Origin of the sequence: Acinetobacter sp. V110_1 (assembly GCF_031798975.1) — a bacterium.
In the GTDB taxonomy this organism is placed as follows: domain Bacteria; phylum Pseudomonadota; class Gammaproteobacteria; order Pseudomonadales; family Moraxellaceae; genus Acinetobacter; species Acinetobacter nosocomialis_A.
In genome coordinates this window covers 1,295,693-1,318,248 of the sequence record NZ_JAVQNN010000030.1, presented here as the reverse complement: position 1 = coordinate 1,318,248, position 22,556 = coordinate 1,295,693, and the positions used below count along the sequence as shown (strand labels likewise).

At 38.0% G+C, this 22,556-nt stretch carries 21 protein-coding genes; 12 read left to right on the top strand and 9 right to left on the bottom strand.

The window, feature by feature from the left end; translation table 11 throughout:
• Positions 1-21: 21 nt before the first annotated feature.
• Both RMA95_RS17040 and RMA95_RS17035 read right to left on the bottom strand, forming a co-directional pair.
• A complete protein-coding gene (locus RMA95_RS17040) occupies positions 22-1,029 on the bottom strand; it encodes a hypothetical protein (RefSeq protein WP_311072115.1) in 1,008 nt (335 codons plus the stop codon).
• Positions 1,030-1,055: 26 nt separating this feature from the next.
• Positions 1,056-2,081: an alpha/beta hydrolase gene (locus tag RMA95_RS17035; protein WP_311072114.1), complete on the bottom strand. Its 1,026-nt coding sequence runs from the start codon at positions 2,079-2,081 to the stop codon at positions 1,056-1,058.
• Positions 2,082-2,365: 284 nt separating this feature from the next.
• Between RMA95_RS17035 and RMA95_RS17030 the strand changes: the two genes are divergently transcribed.
• Positions 2,366-2,980 (top strand): carbonic anhydrase, encoded by a 615-nt coding sequence (locus RMA95_RS17030; RefSeq protein WP_003653067.1) that lies wholly within the window; start codon positions 2,366-2,368, stop codon positions 2,978-2,980.
• A 32-nt stretch (positions 2,981-3,012) separates the two neighbouring features.
• On the opposite strand, the gene RMA95_RS17025 is transcribed toward RMA95_RS17030, so the two are convergent.
• The gene (locus tag RMA95_RS17025; protein ID WP_311072111.1) at positions 3,013-3,636 is read right to left on the bottom strand and encodes an arylesterase; all 624 of its coding nucleotides are present in this window, start codon (positions 3,634-3,636) and stop codon (positions 3,013-3,015) included.
• A gap of 44 nt (positions 3,637-3,680) precedes the next feature.
• On the opposite strand from RMA95_RS17025, the gene RMA95_RS17020 reads away from it, so the two are divergent.
• Both RMA95_RS17020 and RMA95_RS17015 read left to right on the top strand, forming a co-directional pair.
• Positions 3,681-4,373 carry an ABC transporter ATP-binding protein gene (locus RMA95_RS17020; protein ID WP_263613157.1) on the top strand — a complete coding sequence of 231 codons (693 nt, stop codon included), beginning with the start codon at positions 3,681-3,683 and terminating at the stop codon, positions 4,371-4,373.
• Between the two features lie 3 nt (positions 4,374-4,376).
• A complete protein-coding gene (locus tag RMA95_RS17015; RefSeq protein ID WP_311072108.1) occupies positions 4,377-6,836 on the top strand; it encodes an FtsX-like permease family protein in 2,460 nt (819 codons plus the stop codon).
• Position 6,837: 1 nt separating this feature from the next.
• On the opposite strand, the gene RMA95_RS17010 is transcribed toward RMA95_RS17015, so the two are convergent.
• Positions 6,838-7,647 carry a rhomboid family intramembrane serine protease gene (locus tag RMA95_RS17010; RefSeq protein WP_311072107.1) on the bottom strand — a complete coding sequence of 270 codons (810 nt, stop codon included), beginning with the start codon at positions 7,645-7,647 and terminating at the stop codon, positions 6,838-6,840.
• Between the two features lie 76 nt (positions 7,648-7,723).
• Here RMA95_RS17010 and mtgA point away from each other — a divergent pair, with 76 nt between their 5' ends.
• The 3 genes from mtgA (at position 7,724) to RMA95_RS16995 (ending at position 11,412) form a co-directional block, all read left to right on the top strand.
• On the top strand, positions 7,724-8,401 hold the full coding sequence (gene mtgA / locus RMA95_RS17005; RefSeq protein WP_263613160.1) for a monofunctional biosynthetic peptidoglycan transglycosylase: 678 nt from the start codon (positions 7,724-7,726) through the stop codon (positions 8,399-8,401).
• A gap of 104 nt (positions 8,402-8,505) precedes the next feature.
• On the top strand, positions 8,506-10,584 hold the full coding sequence (gene ppk1, locus RMA95_RS17000; RefSeq protein WP_263613161.1) for a polyphosphate kinase 1: 2,079 nt from the start codon (positions 8,506-8,508) through the stop codon (positions 10,582-10,584).
• Between the two features lie 237 nt (positions 10,585-10,821).
• Positions 10,822-11,412, top strand: a complete 591-nt coding sequence (locus tag RMA95_RS16995) for an SPOR domain-containing protein (RefSeq protein ID WP_311072104.1) — start codon at positions 10,822-10,824, stop codon at positions 11,410-11,412.
• 29 nt (positions 11,413-11,441) lie between these two features.
• Here the strand turns inward: RMA95_RS16995 and oxyR are convergent, their stop codons facing one another.
• From oxyR to rubA, 4 genes are all read right to left on the bottom strand, one after another.
• On the bottom strand, positions 11,442-12,350 hold the full coding sequence (gene oxyR, locus RMA95_RS16990) for a LysR family transcriptional regulator OxyR (RefSeq protein ID WP_002054474.1): 909 nt from the start codon (positions 12,348-12,350) through the stop codon (positions 11,442-11,444).
• A gap of 6 nt (positions 12,351-12,356) precedes the next feature.
• Positions 12,357-13,301, bottom strand: a complete 945-nt coding sequence (gene estB / locus RMA95_RS16985; protein WP_215899744.1) for an esterase EstB — start codon at positions 13,299-13,301, stop codon at positions 12,357-12,359.
• A 52-nt stretch (positions 13,302-13,353) separates the two neighbouring features.
• On the bottom strand, positions 13,354-14,535 hold the full coding sequence (gene rubB, locus RMA95_RS16980) for a rubredoxin reductase RubB (RefSeq protein ID WP_151687523.1): 1,182 nt from the start codon (positions 14,533-14,535) through the stop codon (positions 13,354-13,356).
• A gap of 92 nt (positions 14,536-14,627) precedes the next feature.
• The gene (gene rubA, locus RMA95_RS16975) at positions 14,628-14,792 is read right to left on the bottom strand and encodes a rubredoxin RubA (protein ID WP_000760495.1); all 165 of its coding nucleotides are present in this window, start codon (positions 14,790-14,792) and stop codon (positions 14,628-14,630) included.
• A 442-nt stretch (positions 14,793-15,234) separates the two neighbouring features.
• Between rubA and RMA95_RS16970 the strand changes: the two genes are divergently transcribed.
• Positions 15,235-15,675 (top strand): SRPBCC domain-containing protein, encoded by a 441-nt coding sequence (locus tag RMA95_RS16970; RefSeq protein WP_311072098.1) that lies wholly within the window; start codon positions 15,235-15,237, stop codon positions 15,673-15,675.
• A 22-nt stretch (positions 15,676-15,697) separates the two neighbouring features.
• Here the strand turns inward: RMA95_RS16970 and RMA95_RS16965 are convergent, their stop codons facing one another.
• Positions 15,698-16,186 (bottom strand): YqiA/YcfP family alpha/beta fold hydrolase, encoded by a 489-nt coding sequence (locus RMA95_RS16965; protein ID WP_000697206.1) that lies wholly within the window; start codon positions 16,184-16,186, stop codon positions 15,698-15,700.
• 258 nt (positions 16,187-16,444) lie between these two features.
• Here RMA95_RS16965 and lysS point away from each other — a divergent pair, with 258 nt between their 5' ends.
• From lysS to cysN, 5 genes are all read left to right on the top strand, one after another.
• On the top strand, positions 16,445-17,974 hold the full coding sequence (lysS, locus tag RMA95_RS16960) for a lysine--tRNA ligase (protein WP_263613166.1): 1,530 nt from the start codon (positions 16,445-16,447) through the stop codon (positions 17,972-17,974).
• A gap of 189 nt (positions 17,975-18,163) precedes the next feature.
• A complete protein-coding gene (locus tag RMA95_RS16955) occupies positions 18,164-19,621 on the top strand; it encodes a capsule assembly Wzi family protein (protein ID WP_311072094.1) in 1,458 nt (485 codons plus the stop codon).
• Positions 19,622-19,877: 256 nt separating this feature from the next.
• The gene (locus RMA95_RS16950) at positions 19,878-20,009 is read left to right on the top strand and encodes a hypothetical protein (RefSeq protein WP_002054314.1); all 132 of its coding nucleotides are present in this window, start codon (positions 19,878-19,880) and stop codon (positions 20,007-20,009) included.
• Complete coding sequence (gene cysD, locus RMA95_RS16945) at positions 20,002-20,910, top strand: sulfate adenylyltransferase subunit CysD (RefSeq protein ID WP_000140408.1); 909 nt, start codon at positions 20,002-20,004, stop codon at positions 20,908-20,910. The genes RMA95_RS16950 and cysD overlap by 8 nt, the downstream gene beginning before the upstream one ends.
• 30 nt (positions 20,911-20,940) lie before the next feature.
• On the top strand, positions 20,941-22,554 hold the full coding sequence (gene cysN, locus RMA95_RS16940) for a sulfate adenylyltransferase subunit CysN (protein WP_311072091.1): 1,614 nt from the start codon (positions 20,941-20,943) through the stop codon (positions 22,552-22,554).
• Positions 22,555-22,556: the final 2 nt, after the last annotated feature.

The following is a 22,556-nucleotide window of genomic DNA, read 5'->3' as shown; positions in this document are numbered from 1 at the left end:
TAGTTAAACAACAAAGGCGCTTTAAGTGCCTTTGTTGTTTAGAATATCTAATGTTTTTTCAGAATAATAAAATTTCTCTAGATACACGCGAGCACGGCGTCTTAAATGTCCTGTTGTCACTAATTGCTGTAATACTGGTACAAGTAACTGAGTGAGTTCGCGTTGTACTAGGCTTTCATCAATATTAAGGTCACGCAGTAATAAGTCGAAGTTACGTTCCTGATTACGGACGTACCAAGTATAAATACCATCATGTACTTGTTGTTTCAGGTAATCAGTTTGACGAATGTGGTCCCAAATCTCATGTCCTAAGCCCACTGTTTTTGTTAAATCTTGAACTTCTACATAATTTTTCAAAACAGAAAGAGGCATAGTTTTAACTTTGTGCCAAACATTTGCCTGAAAATGGTAGAGCTTATCATTGTCAAAATGTTGGTTTAAAACGCGTTCACTCATTTGACTGAGTTTTAAAATATTCTTTTGCAAATAATGGTTAATGGTATCGTCGAGATTAGAATCGGTGACTGTTTCTAATACAGATTTACCCATTTTCATAAAACGGCCTACACCTGGTACGCGTTTTGACATAGATTCATCTAAATAATCATGCATTGTTTGCTGAATCAATTGAGTCAACAGTGCAGAAAAGGCAGGGTTATTCACAATTGTTTTAATGAGTTTTTTACGGTGTTCTTCTTTACTTGCAACATATTGCGCAATGCGGTCAATGGTTAAAACAGGAATAACGTCTCCAACTGTTGCTGTGTCATTTGCAGGATGAATGAGTGCAAAGCGAATATGCTCGGCAATCTGTTCAATCAAAAAATCAGAAGCAGGTGTATCTAAAATCTGCTTTTGAATGAGCTGTTGAATCTGGTCAAAGGTCCAAAGGTGCTGTAATTGTCGACTACTCAACCAATGATAAAATTGTTCAAACTCTTGTTGGATCACCTGAGTCTGAGCAAATTGCTCATCTAAAAAATCTAGATGAGCTTCAATAAGTTTTTCTATGATTGGTTGGGTAGACATAAGGTCTCACAAGTCCGAAGTTTTATTTAAGGTGCGGTCGTTTTTGACGTCTGATCTGTTTCTACTTTTAGTAAAAACGGTACATATTGTTGAATAACTAATTGCTCAGCTTCCAATATTGGCATATGGCCTACGTTTTCTAAAATAACTGGAGGCTGTGCGTTTTTTAAAAGTCGTTTTAGTTCACTCGCCACTTCAACATTAATAATCTTATCTTGTTTGCCCCATAAAATGAGTGTGGGTGCATCAATGGTTTTGGTGAGTACCGCAAATGAGTCTGGAGTATAGACTTTATTGAGTGCAATGAGTTGGTCGACTAATTTTTGAGTTTGTGGTGCCTGATTAATCATCAGTTTTTCTTGAGCTTGTAAGAACTCTTTAGGAATAAACGGAGGATTAAACATGGTTTGTTTTAATAAATAATTAAAGTCACCTTTTTTAGAGACCAAAAGTTGTTTTAAGTAAGCTGGGTCTTTTAGATAAATTGTATTAGCAGAACGGAAAATACCGCCGCTATCAACTAAAAATAGGCTTTTGGTTTCAAATGGATACTGTCCAGCATAGAGTAGGGCAATAGAACCACCAAGTGAGTGCCCAGCAATATGGATAGGTCCTTTCAAGTTTTCAGCTTCAACAAAACGGCGTAATTTTTCAGCAAGGTTCGGAACCGAATAGTCGAAGTCTTGAGCAACAATAGTTTCGCCGCTACCTGGTAAGTCTGGAATAATGACGTGGTAATTCGTAGTTAAGTAATGCGCCATGCGATTCCAATTGTCACGACTGCCACCTAAACCATGAATAAGTAATAAGGTTGGTTTTGTGGTCGAACCACCTTCACTATATGACCAAGTGATATCACCTACTTTTAATTTTTTGCTTTGAAGGCCCGCCCAGCTACGTTCTTGTTGTAAGACTGTTTGATACGTTACATCAATATTGTCGATTGCCTGTGCTTGAGAAATGCTCATAACCGACCATAAGCTACAAGCTAATGTCAGTGCAGTAGCAGTTTTTTTCATAGAGGCTTTAATTGATGCAGACAGCCTGATCATAGATTTCATCCTTGAAGCTTAAGCGAGTTTGAAAAATTATTGAAAAACTTTGCCAATGAGTCATTTGCCAAACGTTTGGAATGAAGAAAATTATAGTCAATCTAGGAACTAAAGTATGTCTATTTTTTCACTAAACAGTAGGGAAGGGACAGTAAGTTTCACATTTAAGTAAAGGAAGTATTTTTAAAATTTTTCATGAAAAAGGATTTATTTTTTGTCAGTGACATTCAAATTTTGACACATTAAAATGATTTCCAACCTTGAAAAAACAATGGAAATATAAAATGCCTACTGCGCAAGAAGTTTTAGATCGTCTGAAAGCCGGTAATCAACGATTTGTAAATGGAAATACTTCCCTTGCAAAAACCTTATCGCATCACGAACGTGCTGAAATGGCAAAGGATCAAAATCCGTTTGCGATTGTATTAGGCTGTTCTGATTCTCGTGTACCAGCAGAAATGGTATTCGATCAAGGTCTTGGTGACTTATTCGTAATTCGCGTTGCTGGTAATGTGGTTGCACCTTCACAAGTTGGTAGTGTTGAGTTCGCTGCAGAGCGCTATGACTGTCCAGTTGTAGTTGTATTAGGACATAGTCATTGTGGCGCGATTCAAGCGACTATTGATACATTAATGAACCCTGATCAACCACCATCGTCTAACTTGATGTCGATTGTGAACCGTGTTCGTCCATCTGTTGAAATTTTAATGCAAACTGACTTAAAAAATGATTTGAAAAAATTATCGTGCCATGCAGTACGTTCAAACGTTTTTGCTTCGGTAAATCAGTTACGTCATGGTTCAAGTGTGCTTGAAAGTTTGATTGCAAAAGGTGAATTGATTGTTGTTGGTGCAGAATATTCATTAGAAACTGGTGAAGTTACTTTTTTTGACTTCTGATTAGTTTTAAAAGATTTAAAATTAAAAGGTGCCTATAGGGCACCTTTTATGTATGGATAAGCTAAATTAAATAGTTTCGATTGTGCTTGAGCATTTGGATGAATCAAGTCATTTTGCATAAGCTGTTTTTGACCAGCGACTCCATCAAGGAAAAATGGTAGTAATTTCACCTGATATTTTTGACTTACAGTTTTATAGTTGTTTTCGAAAGCTTTGCTATAAGCAGTCCCATAATTTGGCGGAATCTTCATACCAAAAAGAATAACCTGCGCTTTTTGTTTTTGGCTTAACTGGACGAGCTGAGACAGATTTTGTTGAATCATTTGTGGCGGTTGTCCACGCAAGCCATCATTCCCACCTAACTCAATAACAACAACCTCGGGTTTATAAGTTTGTAAAAGTTTAGGTAATCTTGCCAAAGCCCCACTTGTGGTTTCACCACTCATACTTGCATTGACCACTTTATGTTGTTTGGGATACTGTTGGTCTAAACGTTTTTGTAGTAATTGTACCCAACCTTGTTTGGGGTCTATTCCATAACCGGCACTAATACTATCTCCTAAAATTAAAATAGTTTTGGCCGAGACGAGCATAGGCAACATGCTCAATGAGATGAGTAAGAGACTTTTAGAACTAAACAAATAAGATTTATACATTTGTGTTTCGACCCGAATACTCAATATATAGGACTGTCCACATCATGCCACAACCTATCATTGCTGCCCATCAAGTTACACAAACTATTCAGATTAACCAAAATCAGTTTACGATTTTAAAAAATATTGATTTAGAAATTTATGAAGGGGAGCAGGTAGCAATTACGGGACGTTCTGGCTCAGGTAAATCAACATTATTGGGTATTTTAGCGACTTTAGACCAGCCGTCTGAAGGTGAGGTGTGGTTATGTGGACAGGCAGTTCATGAGTTAACAGAAGAGCAGCGCGCTCAAATTCGAATGCAGCATATCGGTTTTGTATTTCAGTCTTTCCAACTTTTACCGCAGTTAAGTGCACTTGAAAATGTAATGTTACCGCTTCGGTTGCGTAAAGATTTTGATTATAAAGTTGCTGAACAAAAAGCCTTAGATTGGTTGCATCGAGTAGGCTTAAGCCGACAGGCAGAGCAAACCCCTAAAGTCTTATCTGGAGGAGAGCAGCAACGTGTGGCAATTGCTCGGGCTCTCATTGCCGAACCACAAATCATTTTTGCCGATGAACCGACCGGAAACCTCGATGGACAAACAGCTCAAGAAATTGAAACTCTACTTTTTGATTTAAATAAAGAGCTCGGTACAACGCTTATTTTGGTCACACATGACCGTAACTTGGCAGCGCTTTGTCAACGTCATGTTGAGTTAGATGATGGTCGACTAAAGACGGTACAGGGTGGTTGAATTATGCGCAATCTTCTCAAACCACTTTTACTACAAAGCTTTCGTACCGGAGGGTTATATTTACTCATTATTGCGCTTTCACTTGCCATTAGCGCAACAACAGCTCTCAAGTTCAGTAATGATCAGGTTAAAAATGCGGTTAGCCTACAAGCATCACAAATGTTAGCAGCTGATTTAGTTCTTTCGAATAATGAACCTCTAGACACTAAATGGCAAAAAAGGGCGGAACAGATTGGATTAAAGCAGACTCATGTGACTATGTTTAGTTCTATGGCACATACTCAAGACCAGTTTGTTATGGTCAATGTCAAAGCAATAGAACCTACGTTCCCATTAAGAGGAAAGCTTGAGATTGCACCTAGTACACAGGGTATTCAACCAGGCCAAGTGTGGTTAAGTCAAAGGGCTGCCGATTTACTTAAAGTTAAACTAGGCGATATGTTATCTATTGCAGATGCCGAATTTCGTTTTAGTGGTGTCATTGTACGAGATTCAAATCAAGAGTTAGGTTTTTCTGGTTTTTCGCCTACCGTTATTATTCATCAAGCCGATATTGCTAAAACGCATGCAATACAAACTGGCAGTAGAATCGATTATCGATTGTTAATGTCTGGTCAACCTGAACAGGTTCAGAACTTTAGTAAGCAATTTAAACAGCAACATAAACCCGTAAATGATCAGGAAGAACCTGCAGGTTTACGCTTACGCGATGCCAGTGAATCAAATAGTAGATTATTACGTTCGTTAGAAAACTTAGATACCTTCTTACAACTTGCCAATATTTTAACGATTTTATTATGTGGCATTGCCATCGCGTTAACGAGTCAGCGTTATGTTCAGCAAAACCAAGATCATATTGCTTTAATACGTTGTTTAGGTGCCAGCAAATTCCAAATTTTATGGGCCTATATCGGGCTACTTTGTGTAGTCAGTGCAATTTCGATTGTGATCGGTAGCCTACTCGGAATAATGATGGGCTATGGCTTGCTTGAGCTTATGTTACAACTGATACCACAACTAGAGTTAAGTTTTTCCGCGGTCGGTTTTTTAATTGGCCCCTTACCAATTGCCATTTTTACGAGTGTGATTGTGCTACTCGGATTTATTTTGCCAAGCATTTGGGAGTTGTTAAATACACCTCCAATTCGGGTCATTCGAGAGCAGGCAAAATCTCGAAAATCGTTATTCTTTATGTTCTTTGCTGGTATTACCAGTCTTGTTATTTTTAGCTTAGTTTTAAGTGAAAATTTAATGCTCAGCATTTGGGTATTAACAGCGATTATTCTACTTTGCATTTTACTTTACACCGTTGTCTGGCTATTGCTTCGTGCTTTAAAAAAGATGAAAACCCGTTTGTCTTTTTATATTCGTTCACCATCGCAAAGTGCCTTACAAATTACAGCACTGGCTTTGGGTTTAAGCCTCATTACCGTGTTAAGTGTATTAAGAACAGATTTATTAGAGCGTTGGCAACAGCAATTACCAGAGGGAACACCAAACCAGTTTGTTTATGGCCTACCTCCATTCGATTTAAAAGCTTTTGAGCAACAGTTAAAGCAAAATGGTTGGCAAAGTACACCGTTATACCCAAACATTCGTGGGCGTTTACTTGCCAAGAATGATGTGCCTTTTTCAGAAGAAGCTATAAAGCAAAATAATGCTTTACGTCGTGAATTAAATTTAACTCAGTCGAGTGCTTTACCAAATGACAATGCCATTACAAAAGGTCAATCTGGGTTCAACGCTGTAGGCCAAGTTTCAGTAGAGGCAAAAACTGCTGAAAGTCTAGGTATTCAGATTGGGGATAAGCTGACTTTTAGCATGCCAGACGGTACTTTGCAGGCAAAAGTTGTGAATTTTAGAAGTGTTGAATGGGAAAGTTTTAGTCCAAATTTCTTCTTTATTTTTTCACCAAAAACTTTAGATGAGAATGCGGGTAGTTACTTGGGTAGCTTTTATGTGCCTAAACAAGATCAGCCTAAAATGATTAATATTATTCAGCAATTTTCAAATACAGTTTTTATTGATGTTGACCGTATTTTGGATGAAGTAAAGCGTTTAATGAATGTATTAGTCAAAATCGTGACTGTACTTGCGGCTTTAGTTGGCTTTTCTGGAATACTCGTTTTAATTGCTTGTCTAAACCTGTTAATGGATGAGCGCCGTCGAGAGGTTGCTTTATTACGTTCATTTGGTTTGTCTAAAAATAAAATGAAGCAGATGCTCAGTTTAGAAATTGGATTTTTAGGGCTATTAGCAGGCATTGTTGCCTGCTGTTTTGCCGAAGTAATTAGTGCAATAGCAAGTTATAAAATGAACATGGCTCTACAGTGGCATATTGAAATATGGTTGATTTTACCTCTTGCCATGATGCTCATTTGCGCTCTTATTGGTCGTTATCGACTAGGATATCTTTGTAATTTGCCGCCATTACAAAGTTTACGGGAACTAAACCAGATTTAAGTTAGGGTAGTATTTCTGGGTTCTGAATTAAAACCTCATGCCAAAGCGGAAGTAATGGTGAGTTGAGCTGATTACAGTAAATATAGAAGCCGACAGTTATTAAAAGGCCTCCCACCAACCCTAAAAATTTTAGGAGGCTTCTAAATTGAGTGCGATAGCTTAAATACCAAATCAGTGCGAGTAATGCACCCATAATCATGCCACCAACATGTGCAGCATTATTAATACCTGTGGCAACCAAACCGAATATAAGGTTAATCGCCATAATCATTAATAATGCTTTTTTATCAAGTATGTAGGCTTGATGTGGTAAGGGTGGAAATAAAGAAATAACAGTTAAAGCTGCACCTAGTCCCATCACGGCACCCGAAGCACCAGCACTGACATGAGGGAGCAAGCTTTGGTCAAAATGTTGTAGTAATTCATGTCCATTTTGAATATTGATATAACTACTTAAAAGGCTGCCAAACAGACCAGCAAGCAAATACAGACCAATAAAATATAAACGACCAAATAAAGCTTCAGCGACATTGCCGAAAATATATAAGGCCCACATGTTAAGCATAAGGTGAATGATACCAAAGTGAAAAAACATGCTGGTAAATAAACGTTCTGGCTGTCCAGAGAAAGTAAGTGGTGTAAAATCTGCTCCCCAGTGAAGAGCATCTTTTATGGCTGGGTCACTAATGTCGACCCCAGATATAATTTGCCAGATGAACAAACCTACATTGATTGAGATCAGTAGGGCGGTCAGCCACCATGCTTGTACATTGAGTTTACGATTAATGTGCGGAGGCTGAGATTGAGTCATGCTATGCTTTTGTTATATATGAACATGCTTTACAGCTTAACATGAAAAAAGTTGAATACAGGAGATCAGGACGAACATGAAAGCTTTTATTGTTCGCGTGTTGTTAATTTTTATTGGGGCAATTCTCTTAATTCAGCTTTGGATCTTCTCAAGTTTGGTTTGGTGGCGTACACATGAAGTTGATACCACCATGTTTATGCGAATTGATTATTGGTCAGATACATCTCGACCAATCATTCATGAATGGCTCGACTATGACGATATTAGCGATAATTTCAAACATGCGATTTTAGCTGGTGAAGATGCAAAATTTATTCATCATCATGGCTTTGATTGGCAAGGTATTCGTTTTGCCCTTGAGCGTAACAATGAAGAGGGTGAAGTTGTTGCGGGTGGTTCTACCGTGTCTCAACAGCTTGCAAAGAATTTGTTCTTATATAATAAGCGTTCATTTATTCGTAAAGGCCAAGAAACAGTAGCGACATGGATGATGGAGCGCATGTGGTCAAAACGCCGAATTCTTGAGGTCTATATGAACTCGGTTGAATTTGGCAAACATTTATATGGTGTTGAAGCAGCTTCTCAATATTATTATGGTAAAAGTGCTAAAAGCTTAACGCGTGAACAAGCTGCTTTTTTAGCCGCGTTATTGCCTGATCCAAAATATTATCAAGATCACCGTAATGATCATAAACTACAATATCGAAAACGCGTTATTTTACGTTATATGAATAGCACCCAGATTCCTGAATAACTCTGTCTTAAAGATGTGTTATTTTTTTAGTTTTTATCAAATTGACATAAATTTGCAGCATACTATTTTGCAGAGATTTTGGTTGGAAAGAGATTAAGTTAGACATGAATACAGCGATTACAGCAACGACCCCAACAGAATATAGTTATAACGACCGTTATATTAATCGTGAATTGTCTATTCTTGACTTTCATTTGCGTGTACTGGAACAGGCAGTCGACCCTTTACATCCATTACTTGAGCGAATGAATTTCTTGCTCATTTTTTCGCGTAATTTAGATGAGTTTTTTGAAATTCGTGTGGCAGGAGTTATGGAGCAATATGCTCTAGGCAATGAAAGTCGAAGTCCTGATGGTTTAACACCAAGACAGGTCTTACAAAAAATCTCTGAGACTGCTCATGCGGCAATTGAACGCCAATATCGCATTTTAAATGAAGAAATCTTACCTAAACTCCGTGAAGAAGATATTTGCTTCTTGCGTCGTGGCGAATTAACACCAGCTCAATCGGCTTGGGTTAAAAAATATTTTCAAGAACAAGTTGCACCTGTTTTAACACCAATTAGTCTAGATCCAGCTCACCCATTCCCACGTTTAGTCAATAAAAGTCTGAACTTTATTGTGACTTTAGAAGGTAAAGATGCATTTGGTCGTCAAATTGATTTAGCTGTTGTACCAGCACCGCGTTCATTACCACGTGTTGTACGATTACCAGATGAGTTAACAGGTGGTAAAGAACATCACGTCATGCTATCTGCAATTATCCATGAACATGTATCAGATTTGTTCCCCGGCATGACTGCAACTGGATGTTATCAATTCCGTGTAACTCGTAATGCCGATTTGGCGCTCAATGAAGACGTTGAAGATTTAGCTAAAGCTTTAAAAGGTGAATTAAGTTCACGCCGATTTGGTCGTGCAGTTCGTTTGGAAGTAACTCATAACTGTCCACAACATATTTATGAATATCTGCTTGAAGAATTCGACTTAAACGAAGAACAACTATATAAAGTTGATGGTCCTGTAAACTTGGCTCGTTTGGTTTCAAACTTTAAACGTCCTCATTTGCGTTATGACTCGCATACGCCAGTCGTACCGAAAGTGTTTAAAAAGACCGAGAGTATTTTCTCTGCCATGCAAAAGCAGGATATTTTGCTTCATCATCCATTTGAATCTTTTGCGCCAGTTATTCAGTTACTCCGCGAAGCAGCACGTGATCCACAAGTACTTGCAATTAAACAAACGCTTTACCGTAGTGGTGTTGATTCGGAAATTGTACAAGTCTTGGCTGAAGCTGCACGTAACGGTAAAGAAGTAACGGCAGTTATTGAATTACGTGCCCGTTTTGATGAAGAATCAAACATTGAAGTGGCGAATGTACTTCAAGAAGCAGGGGCGGTAGTCGTTTACGGTATCGTGGGTTATAAAACCCATGCCAAAATGATTATGGTCGTACGCCGTGAAAATAATAAATTGGTACGTTATGTTCATTTAGGAACAGGTAACTACCATGCGATGAATGCTCGTATTTATACCGATTATGGTCTTATGACGACCGATAAAGACTTATGTGAAGACGTACATCGTATCTTCCAAGAGTTAACAGGTATGGGCAAAATGGCAAAACTGAAAAAGTTGCTCCATGCACCTTTTACTTTGCATGCTCAGCTCATCAACTTTATTGATGAAGAAATTGCAAATGCAAAGGCTGGTCGTAAAGCCCAAATTATTGTGAAAGTGAATGCTTTAACAGAAGTTCAATTAATCAATAAATTGTATGAAGCTTCTCAAGCAGGGGTGCAGGTAGATCTCATTATTCGTTCTATTTGCTGCTTACGTCCGGGATTGCCAAATTTATCGGAAAATATTCGAGTACGTTCAATCGTAGGACGCTTCCTTGAGCATACACGTGTTTATTACTTTAGTAATAATGGTGATGCACGTATTTACTGTTCAAGTGCAGACTGGATGGATCGTAACCTATTTAATCGTGTTGAAGCATGCTTCCCAATTGAAGATCCTGCATTGAAAAAACGAATTTATCAGCAAGGTCTTCTTAATTATTTGCAAGACAATCAGCAAGCTTGGTTATTGCAAGGTGATGGTACTTGGGTCCGTGCTCAACCTGCTGAAGGTGAAAAACTACATAATGCTCAAAGAGAATTATTAGAAACATTTAAATAAAACTTAATATTAAAAAGCCGGCATTATGTCGGCTTTTTAATTGTTTGAAATTCATAGTAATTTAATCTGAATTCTTAAATGGTTGCAGGATATACGATAATAGTTTGAAACACCGCAATATGTTTTAAAAATATGTGATTCTTTACATAAAACATTGAATTTTAAAAATATACAAATTATGTGAAATCTACTTTAATACGCTGCATTAAATATACTTAACTTTGGTAAGTGAATAATATGCAATGCTTTATTAAAAGTTTATTTATTAGAATATTTTTAGGGGTAATGCCAGTGACTGCGTATGCAGATCAAAAGTGTTATGGAGATATTATTGTATTTCATAAATATGATGATCAAATGATATATCCCTACTTTATACAACCTTCAAAGGAAAAAAATAAGAAAAATGAAACACAAACAAAGGTAATAACGGTCCAGAAAAGAAAACCTACTCAAGATGAACTGGTAGCACAAAAGAAAGTTGAAGATACTCAATTAAAAAAAATAGAAGAAAAGAAAAATCTTGAGAATAAGAAACAGCTTGATGCAGCAGTAGCTAAAGAAATTTTAGAAAATGGCGAAAAAAAATGGATGGTACAAGTTGCATTGGCACCTAATCAAAATAAAGCAAATATGATCCAGTCTCAATTGCAGGCGAAAGGATATAAGATTGTGACTAGCCCAACCACAAAAGGAATACGGGTTATGGTAGACCCCGCCAATGATTTTGCGATTGCACAAATTATTCGAGAAAAAATAATTTCAGATGAGAGTTTGGATCTGAAATCGGCTTGGGTGTTTAAATGGGCGTCTTTAACGGCACAGTAAAAGAAAAAGGAGTCCGAAGACTCCTTTTTTTATTCATGTAAATTTGTTGTAATTTTCTGCATGATTTGCAGCAGTACATCAAACTCGCTTTGCAATGGCGTACTTTTACGTGTAACGAGCGCTAGAGTACGACTTGGTGCATCTTCAATTGGTTTTGCAGTAATCTGATCATTAAACTTGATCATACTATTTTCAATTGCGATTTCTGGTAAAAGCGTAAAACCTAAATTAGAAGAAACCATTTCGACTAATGTTGGTAATGAACTTGCTTTTAAGCGGTTATCGTTTTTACGTTCACCAATTGGACAAGCACTTAATACATGGTCACGTAAACAGTGGCCTTCTTCAAGCAAAATAAGACGTGACAAATCAAGGTCATCGAGAGAGTTTGCTTGAAGTGCATTTGTATCTTGCTTACTACAAACAAGATATAAATTTTCTTTTGAAATTTCAGCTACTTTTAGACTTCTTGTGTCAAAAGGTAGGGCAAGGACGATCATGTCCAAATTACCGTGTTCTAAGCGCTCTACAATTTTCTCACTTTGAGCTTCATGTAAATGCAACTGAATCTTTGGTAATTGTTGATGCACTTCATCAAGTAACCGTGTCAGGATAAAAGGTGCAATGGTTGGAATAACACCCAAATGAAGATCACCAGTTAATGGTTCACTCATTTCACGGCTTAAACGCATTAAATCCTGAGCATCTGCTAGCAATACACGGGCTCTAGCAACGACTTGTTCACCTAATGGTGTTAAGCGCACATTCTGACGGTCACGCTCAACCAGAACGCCACCTAATAGCCTTTCCAGCTCCATAATACCGCCCGATAAAGTCGATTGGGTAACAAAAGAGCGGCGTGCTGCTTCAGTAAAATGCAAAGTTTCCGACAACGTAACTAAATATGATAGCTGTCTTAGTGAGGGTAATGCAGCCATAGTGTCCTAGTATGATGATTTAAAATGATGCGCAAATAAACCGCTAAGCTGTGGAATAAAATGGGCAGGGATATCATGCCCCATTCCATCAATTAATTCAAACTTAGCACCGGAAATTGCTTTTGCTACAGCCTTACCGTGGCTTGGTGGAAGTAAGCGGTCACGAGAGCCATGTAAGACTATGGTGGGTTGCTTAATTTCACGGTCCAGTTGCAGTAAGGAACCTGTACATAATATTGCTAAAAACTGTTGAAGTACACCAGCAGGATAATAGCTACGTTGATAAAGTTTTCGTGCAGTTTGAACGGCTTCAATATGATTAATATAACCAGGAGAACCAATCAATTGGAATAATTTTAAGCTGTGGTTAACAATCCCTTCTTCATCACGTGATTCAGGCTTGCCAATCAAGCTTAAAAGTTGTTTAGGAAACGGTGGTGGTAAAAAAGGTTGGTTGTTACTGGTAAACATCAAACCTAATTTTTCTACTTTTTCCGGATATTTTGCAGCAAGAATCTGGGCAATCATACCACCCATTGATGCACCGACCACATGTGCTTTACTTACACCTAAACGGTCGAGAAGCATCGATACGTCGTCTGCCATATCATACAATGTATAAGGTGCGCCCTGATTTTTTAGCCCTAATGCAAAGCGTCCCATCAACTTCATGGTATTTAAACGTTTACCCTGATGACGAACTTTTGAAGAAAGGCCAATATCACGGTTATCAAAACGAATAACACGAAAACCTTGATCAATGAGCGATTTACAGAAAAAGTCCGGCCAAAATAGCATTTGGGCACCTAAGCCCATAATTAGCAAAATGGTCGGATGCTCTGCTTTTCCACCTACTTCTACATGCAATTCAATACCATTGCCTAAGTTGACTTTGGTTTCTTGCATAAAAGGAGTGTAGGGTGAAATACTAAATTGTAAGGCGCTATTCATGTTATGCATTCCTTGAAGGAATACTCTTGAGCGAGTATTCCCAGTTTAAACCTTATGCTTGGGCAGGAATAAGATCTGGAACAAGCTTAGTTAACGTTAAACGTTGCTTGCCTGCTGTTGCACCTAACAATACGAAACCACGCAATGTTCCTTCATTGTCAATTGCTTTAGCAAGCATACCATCGTCGAATTCTTCAGTTTCCCAATTTACATCGACATCAACCGGTGCCGGTAAAACTGTAAGTGGTGCAGCCGGGGTTTTTACCGCAACTGGCATTGCAGGGTAATGTACATTTGTTTGTTGGCCGCTTAATGTTTTTGCTAGAGCACGCGCTTGTTGCATAATTGGCATTACATATGGAAGCAGGGTACCGTTCACTTCCGCACAGTCACCAATCGCATAAATATCTGCTTGATTCGTTTCAAGCAAGCTATTAGTAATTACACCACGGCTGGTTTGAATATTTGCGCTTTGAGCAAGAGAAATATTTGGTTGTAGGCCAATTGCTGAAAGCACGATATCAGCAACTAAAGTTTGACCATTTGCTAATGTAACGGCGTAATCTTCACCGTTATTGATTTTACTTACTTTTTCAACGGTAGTGCCTAATGCAAATTTAACTCCAGCTTCTTCAAGATTTTCTTGGAAAGCTGAAGCAATGTGTGACGGTAACAAACGGCCTAATGGTTGAGGTGCTAAATCAATTACCGTTACATCATATTCACTATGAAGTAAGTCATTAGCAAATTCACAACCAATTAAACCAGCACCCAAAATCACAACACGTTTATCTTTGCGCTGAGCCAGGTTTTCGCGGAAGGTACGATAATCAATCAGTGAGTTCACCACATGAATGTCATCACTACCATCACCTGCAATTGCAAGACGAATCGGGTTAGCACCAACGGCTAAAATCAGTTTTGAATAGGGTTGATTTGAAGTTACCCCATCTTTCTCCAGAACAAGCTCATGACGCTCAGCTAAAATTTCTTTCACCCATGTAAAAGGTTCAATACGCATATTGAGCTGTGCACTCATTTTTGCAGCATCACCTAACGGAATTTGTTCCGGAGCCTTTTTACCTGCAAAAGCGTTAGATAACGTTGGTTTTGCATAGTTCACCGCATCATCCGCACAAATCATCACAAGTTCTTGCTCTGGGTTAAGCTTACGGAACTCACGTGCTAAGGTATAACCCGCCATGCCTGATCCGATAATGACGATTGGATGCATTTTTTTCTCCAGAATTAGAATTGTTCATTTAATACGGTGATTGGTGATATATAAAAAAGACCATGTAAATCATGGCCTTTTAGGTTAAGACATTAGATTTCGATCATTTCAAAGTCAGCTTTTGAAACGCCACAATCAGGGCAAGTCCAATCATCAGGGATATCTTCCCATTTTGTTCCAGCTGCAATGCCGTCTTGTGGCCAACCTTCTGCTTCATCGTAAATCCATCCACAAACGATACATTGATATTTTTTCATGAGACTCTCCGCACTGATAAGTTTGCTCAAAGCTGCCTTTCAGTAAAACTATTCCATCTATTAATAATGTAACTACGATCCGTTCAATAATAACTAATGTAGCTTTGATCGGGTATCAAATTTTTACGCAGTTCTACATTTAAAGTAAAGCACATAAGGGAGTTTAATCATTCGTAAGCAAAGATGAATGGCATATCGAGACAAATAACTGGTTATTTAGGCAAAACTTCAACATAAGCACATAATAAATCATATGTTTTTATTCACTTATTAATGTAATAAGGTTTTAAGTGATATGAAGGGTTACAAAAAGAACAAAGCATTTATATAAATAAAGTTCTTAAAAACATAAGCTGATTAATAAATAGACAGATAAATTGATGTTTATATAAAACGAGAAAGTTTATTGAACACTTGAGTAACAGAGATAAGGAAATTGAATATGGAAATTCTAGTATATGAAGTAGAAATTAACGCGCCTATAGAAAAAGTATGGAATATACTCTGGAATAGCGAGACATATAATGCATGGACGAAATTCTTTGCGCCAGATTCTTCAATGCGTACTGACTGGAAGATTGGTGGTAAAACATATTTTCTAGACGGAGAAGGAAATGGAATGGTTTCGACCATTGAAGAATTGAAAAAGCCTGAGGTGCTAATTTTTAAACATTTAGGAATGATTAAAGAGGGTAAGGAAGACTTAGAAAGTGAAGAGGTGAAAGGCTGGAGTGGTTCCCTAGAAAAATATTTTTTAAGCCAAAATGGGAATACTACAACTTTAAAAGTTGAATTGGCCACCTTACCTGAATATATCGGCATGTTAAAAAGTGGCTTTGTTCAAGGTTTTGAAGTTGTAAAACATATTGCAGAAGGGAGCTAGTTCATCTTGCTCAGTTGGTTGTTTAGGCAAAGTATTTTTTATGAATTTTAGAAATCAGATCATTGAGACGAGAAGGATAAGCAAGACGATGATGGCCTCCGTCATATGTTTCTACTGTCATATAAGGTGAAAGCTTTTCCTGTACTTGATACATATCAAGTTGCTCGTCTCCTAATTCTAAATAAGCCATTTTAGGATTAGAGTGATCAAGATCTTCATCACAAAGGTCGGGATAATCATTACGAAAACTAGGATTAAGGCTTGGATTGGCAACAACAACAGCTAATTTATGTTGAGCAGCTGTTTTTAAAGCCCAGTAGCCACCAAGGCTATGGCCGACTAATAAATCTGGTTTAATCGTTTCAATTGCTTGATGATAAAAGTCCTTCACTGAGGCATAACTTAAGTTACGATAATCCACATCAATACAAAATTTTTCAGGATGTAAAATGGCATGGAATTTTGTTGATTCACGAGAAGAATCCAAGCCATGTAAAAATAGAATTTTCATTATTTGCTACACAATCTCATAGATAAAATAAAAGGCAAAATAGGCCTTTTAAAAATCGAGGTTATTTGGATTTTTTTATATTTTACTTAAAGCTAAAAAAAATGATCTTAGCGATTGGTCTAAGTAATTTTCTTCATTCAAAACGCCTTTAGTTTGACTGCTTTGACTTTTTTCATTTTTGTTTGATTGAAATCATTCGAAAAACCTCAGCAATCTGTTAAGCTATGCCACTTCATTTTTACTTAAATCGAGGCAGAGATGACGCAACAAAACGCTCAATCGACTTCTGAACCAACTATTTCCGAAAACGATTTAATTGCACAGCGTCATGCCAAATTAAAGCAAATCCAAGATGTTGCAAAGGATACTGGAAAAAGTCCTTGGCCAAATACATTCAAACGTGAACACTACGCTGCTGATCTACAAGAACAATTTAAAGATCAGTCGAAAGAACAGATTGAAAGCGCTGAACATGTCTATGTAAAAGTTGCTGGTCGTGTCATGTTGAACCGCGGTTCTTTCATGGTAATCCAAGACATGACTGGTCGTATCCAGTTATATGTTGACCGCAAAGGTTTACCAAAAGATATTCTTGAAACCATTAAAGGTTTAGACCTAGGCGACATTATTGCTGCTGAAGGTTATATCGGTCGCTCTGGTAAAGGTGATTTGTATGTACACCTTGAAGGTTTTGAACTTCTTACAAAATCACTTCGTCCATTACCAGATAAATTTCATGGTTTGAACGATACAGAAGTTAAGTACCGTAAACGTTACCTTGACTTAATCGTGAATGAAGAAACGCGTAAGACTTTTGAAATTCGTGCAAAAGTTGTTGCAGGTATTCGCGCATTTTTAACAAATGAACGTTTCATGGAAGTTGAAACGCCAATGATGCATGTAATTCCGGGTGGTGCGTCTGCACGTCCGTTTGAAACGCATCACAATGCTCTAGATATGCCGTTATTCTTGCGTATCGCACCTGAGCTTTACTTAAAGCGTTTGGTTGTTGGTGGTTTTGAACGTGTGTTCGAAATTAACCGTAACTTCCGTAATGAAGGGGTGTCAACACGTCACAACCCTGAATTTACAATGATCGAGTTTTATCAAGCATATGCTGATTATAAAGACTTGATGGCTTTAACTGAAAACATGCTTGAAAAGTTAGCTCTTGATATTTTAGGTACAACTGATGTGCCTTACCAAGGCGAAGTGTTCAGCTTTAAAGGGCCATTCAAGAAAATCTCTATGTTTGATGCGATCTTAGAGAATAACCCTCAGTTCACACCAGAAAATGTCGGTGATCGTGAATTCCTTGCAAAATTTGTGCGTGAAGAGCTGAAAGAAGAAGTTAAGCCTGGTTTTGGTTTAGGTAAGCTTCAAACGATTGTCTTTGAAGAAACAGTTGAGACTAAACTTCGTCAACCTACCTTTATTACTGAATATCCAGCGGAAACTTCTCCACTTGCTCGCCGTAATGATGACAATCCGCACATTACCGATCGTTTTGAATTCTTCATTGGTGGTCGTGAATTGGCAAACGGTTTTAGCGAGTTAAATGACCCGATTGATCAGGCTGAACGTTTCCAAGCTCAGGTTGCTGAAAAAGACGCGGGCGATGATGAGGCAATGCATTATGATGCAGAGTTTGTTGAAGCGCTTGAGTACGGCTTACCGCCAACAGCGGGAGAAGGTATTGGTATTGACCGTTTAGTTATGCTTTTTGCAGACGCACCAAGTATTCGTGATGTAATTTTATTCCCGCATATGCGTCGTAAAGAAGGTTAATTTAATCTTCAAAACAGAAAAAGGCAGTTTATACTGCCTTTTTTATTCACTATTTATATATAAAAAACACTTAAATTATAGAAAACTTAAGAGCACGTTAAAAAATGTAATTGCACAGTTTAACAATTGCAAATTTGCGATAAAAAAATTAATGTGTTGCTCATAAATAACTTTGAGAATTGTGCTGACATGTTTTTAAGAAAAACACTTTCGATTGCATTATTGGCAACTGCTTCATCGGCTGTTTTTGCCCAAGGTTTGGTGCTTAATAATGATGATTTACGTACAGATTTAAATTGGTTGAATCAACAAGGTGTTATTAACATCAGCACTTCTACTTGGCCTTTAAGTGGTGATGAAATTCAGCGTGCACTCTCTCAGGCTAAAGTAACGCATCCAGCTCAACAAAAAGTTATTAACTCAGTTCTCAATGCATTAAAAGCAGATAATGATACAGTTAAAGTAGGTGCTTTTGCTGGAACAGATATCAAAGATATTCCTCAAGCATTTGGGAATAATCATAAATCACAGTATGAAGGTTCTGTAGAGTTTAATGCGGGCGGTGAAAACTGGGATGCAAAAATCCGTGTAAACGCAGAAAAAGATCCACAAATTGATAGTGGACGTGATGTTAATGTGGAAGGTTCGTATGTCGCTGGGAAACTCTGGAATCAATGGGTTGTTGCAGGTCAAATTCCAACGTGGTGGGGACCTGGGCATGATGGTAGTTTAATCCGTGGTGATGCAAGTCGTCCCGTTTATGGGGTAACCATGCAGCGTGCTGTACAAGACGCTTTTGAAAATAAATGGTTATCTTGGATTGGGCCTTGGCAATACCAATTATTTGCAGGTCAGTTAGATGATTATAAAGCTGTTCCTCATGCTAAATTATTAGGTATGCGTGTAACTGCGCGTCCAGTTCCTGCTTTAGAAATTGGTGCTTCAAGAGCAATTCAGATTGGTGGTGATGGGCAACCAGATAGTTTTAAGGCGTATTGGAATGCCGTTATTGGTAAAGATAATGGTTGTACTGAAAATAGTTGTGTGGGTGAAGACAATGCATCTAATCAGCTAGCAGGTTTTGATGCTCGTTTACAATTACAACCTTTGTTTAATATTCCAGTTAGCGTGTATGGACAATATATAGGTGAAGATGAAGCAGGTGGTTTGCCATCGAAGAAGATGTATTTAGCTGGTGCTGATTATTCTTCTATCGTTAAAAATATGCCTTACCAACTTTATGCTGAATGGGCAGATACGCGTACTAATGGCGATGTAAAAGGCATTTCATATAGTCACCATCAATATACTGATGGTTATTATCAGCATGGTTTCCCTTTAGGACATGCAATGGGTGGTGATGGTCAAATGTACTCTGTCGGTGGTGATATTCGCTTTGACACGATGAATCGCTTAAGTGGCCGTGCAATGGTTGTTAAGGTGAATGAGTCTAATCTTGCAATTAATAAAGCGTTCCCTAAAGAAGATAAAATTAAAGCGCTTGATTTAACTTGGACGCATTACATCAAACCTGATCTTCCATTAAAAATTAATGGTTGGATTAGTGACTCTGATTTAGAGGGTAATGATTCAGGTGCATCTATTGGTATTGAAATTCCGTTAGAACGTAAAATGTTTGGTTTTTAAGACTTAAATATTGCTGATGAAAAGGAGAAGCTAAAATGGCTTCTCTTTTTTTATGGTATTTAAAGAAATCTAAAGATGAGATCGTGATTTGCTTCGGTTAACGATGCGAGCTAGGATGGACATGTTATCTATGCGAATCAGTATTTTACATTTATATGATGAATTTGAATATCAATATGAAAAAACAAGCAAAAGAAAACAGTTTTAAATCACTATAATGCATAACTAATGCTATAAGCCTCATAAAGGCATGTAGTTGGATTATTTATCACAAAAAATTGGAGTTGTTATGGCACTCGTTCCTCCACATGGTCTTCTAAGTGGTGGTTTAATACCACTTCTAGATTTTATGGGCAAAATGGATAGAGAAGGACGTGTTCATGACTGAATCAAGACTTACACATCTCAAGCAACTTGAAGCTGAAAGTATTCATATTATTCGTGAAGTTGCGGCAGAATTTGAAAATCCAGTCATGCTTTACTCAATTGGTAAAGACTCGGCTGTAATGCTTCATCTTGCTTTAAAAGCATTTTATCCTGCGAAACTTCCATTTCCTTTATTACACGTAGATACAGGTTGGAAGTTTAAAGACATGATTGCGTTTCGCGATAACATGGCAAAAACCCATGGCTTTGATTTAATTGTTCATCAGAACAAAGAAGGCCGTGAAGCAGGGATCAATCCATTTGATCATGGTAGCTCAAAATATACAGATATTATGAAAACCCAAGCTTTAAAACAGGCTTTGGATAAATATCAATTTGATGCTGCTTTTGGTGGTGCGCGCCGTGATGAAGAAAAATCACGTGCGAAAGAGCGTGTGTATTCATTCCGTGATAGTAAGCACCGTTGGGACCCTAAAAACCAGCGTCCTGAACTTTGGAACCTTTACAATGGTAAAGTGAACAAAGGCGAAAGTATTCGTGTATTCCCATTATCAAACTGGACAGAGTTAGATATTTGGCAATATATCTATTTAGAAAATATTCAAATTGTTCCTCTTTATTTCTCTGCTGTTCGTCCTGTGGTTGAGCGTAGTGGTACGCTTATTATGGTGGATGATGAACGCATGCGTTTAAAAGAGGGTGAAGTTCCGCAAATGAAGTCTGTACGTTTCCGTACGCTTGGCTGTTACCCATTAACAGGTGCAGTTGAGTCTGAAGCTGATACATTGCCAGAAATTATTCAGGAAATGTTATTGGCAACAAGTTCTGAGCGTCAAGGTCGTATGATTGACCATGATGAAGCAGGCTCAATGGAAAAGAAAAAGCAAGAAGGCTATTTCTAAGACAGTTTCTAAATTTGTGGAGTTTGAGCAATGTCTCATCAATCAGACTTAATCAGCCAAGATATTCTGGCTTATTTAAAACAGCATGAACAAAAAGATCTTTTACGCTTTTTGACTTGCGGTAACGTAGATGACGGTAAAAGTACCTTAATTGGCCGTTTACTTTACGATTCAAAATTGATTTATGAAGATCAATTACAAGCAGTAACGCGTGACAGTAAAAAAGTAGGAACTACGGGTGATGCACCAGACTTGGCATTACTGGTAGATGGTCTGCAAGCAGAACGTGAACAAGGCATTACCATTGATGTAGCTTACCGTTATTTCTCAACAGAAAAGCGTAAGTTTATTATTGCGGATACCCCAGGGCATGAACAATATACCCGTAACATGGCAACTGGTGCATCGACTGCAGATCTTGCAATCATTTTGATTGATGCGCGCTATGGTGTACAAACTCAAACTCGTCGTCATACATTTATTGCAAGTTTGCTTGGTATTAAGAATATTGTTGTTGCCATTAATAAAATGGACTTGGTTGAATATTCACCTGAGCGTTTTACTGAAATTCAGATTGAATATGATGCATTCGTGAGCCAGTTAGGTGATCGTCGCCCAGCCAATATCTTATTTGTTCCAATTTCTGCTTTAAATGGCGATAACGTTGTAAATCCATCTGCTCATACTCCTTGGTACAAAGGTCAGACCTTAATGAGTATTCTTGAGTCTGTGGAAATTAGCCGCGAATCTAACAAACATGAATTCCGTTTCCCTGTTCAATATGTGAACCGTCCAAACCTCGACTTCCGTGGTTTTGCGGGTACTGTTGCTTTAGGTGAAATCAATGTTGGTGATGAAATTGTAGCGTTACCTTCTGGTAAGCGTTCTACGGTTAAAGAAATCGTTACTTTTGACGGTAACCTTGAGCAAGCAGTGGCTGGTCAAGCAGTTACATTAACGTTAAATGACGAAATTGATATTAGCCGTGGTAACGTTTTGGTGCGTGCTGGCGAGCAACCATTAATTTCACGTAGCGTTCGTGCTTCTGTGGTATGGATGAATGAGCACCCGCTTGTAAAAGGTAAGTTGTACAACATTAAGATTGGTACACAAACTGTTCCAGCAAAAGTGACTAATATTCACTATCGTGTGAACGTAAATACACTTGAGCATACTCAGGTCGAAGAGCTTGAGTTAAATGCAATTGCGGATGTTGTGGTTGAGTTCGATGCTCCAGTCGTGTTTGACCGTTATCAAGATTCGCGTTACACAGGTTCATTTATTTTTATTGACCGTTTAAGTAATGTGACTGTTGGCGCGGGCATGGTAGAGGCGGCAGTAGAATGGACTGCTCATAGCAATGCTGTTACTGCCGAAGACCGTGCTGCTCGTTTAGGTCAAAAACCTGCGGTGATTGGTGTTTCTGCCCAATTAATTGAAAAAGCTCAAGTCTTAGAAAGTTTGCTGATTCAGCAAGGTGTAGTTGCGATCGCGAAAGCAAACTTAACAGCTGAGCAATTGATTCTATTACGTGAGACGGGTGTTGTAATTATCACAACTTCTGTGGAAGGTATAGATACAGAGATAGCTGCTGAAACTGTAGAAGAAGCAGTAGAAAAAATCGTGGAATTGGTTCGTCTTTAATA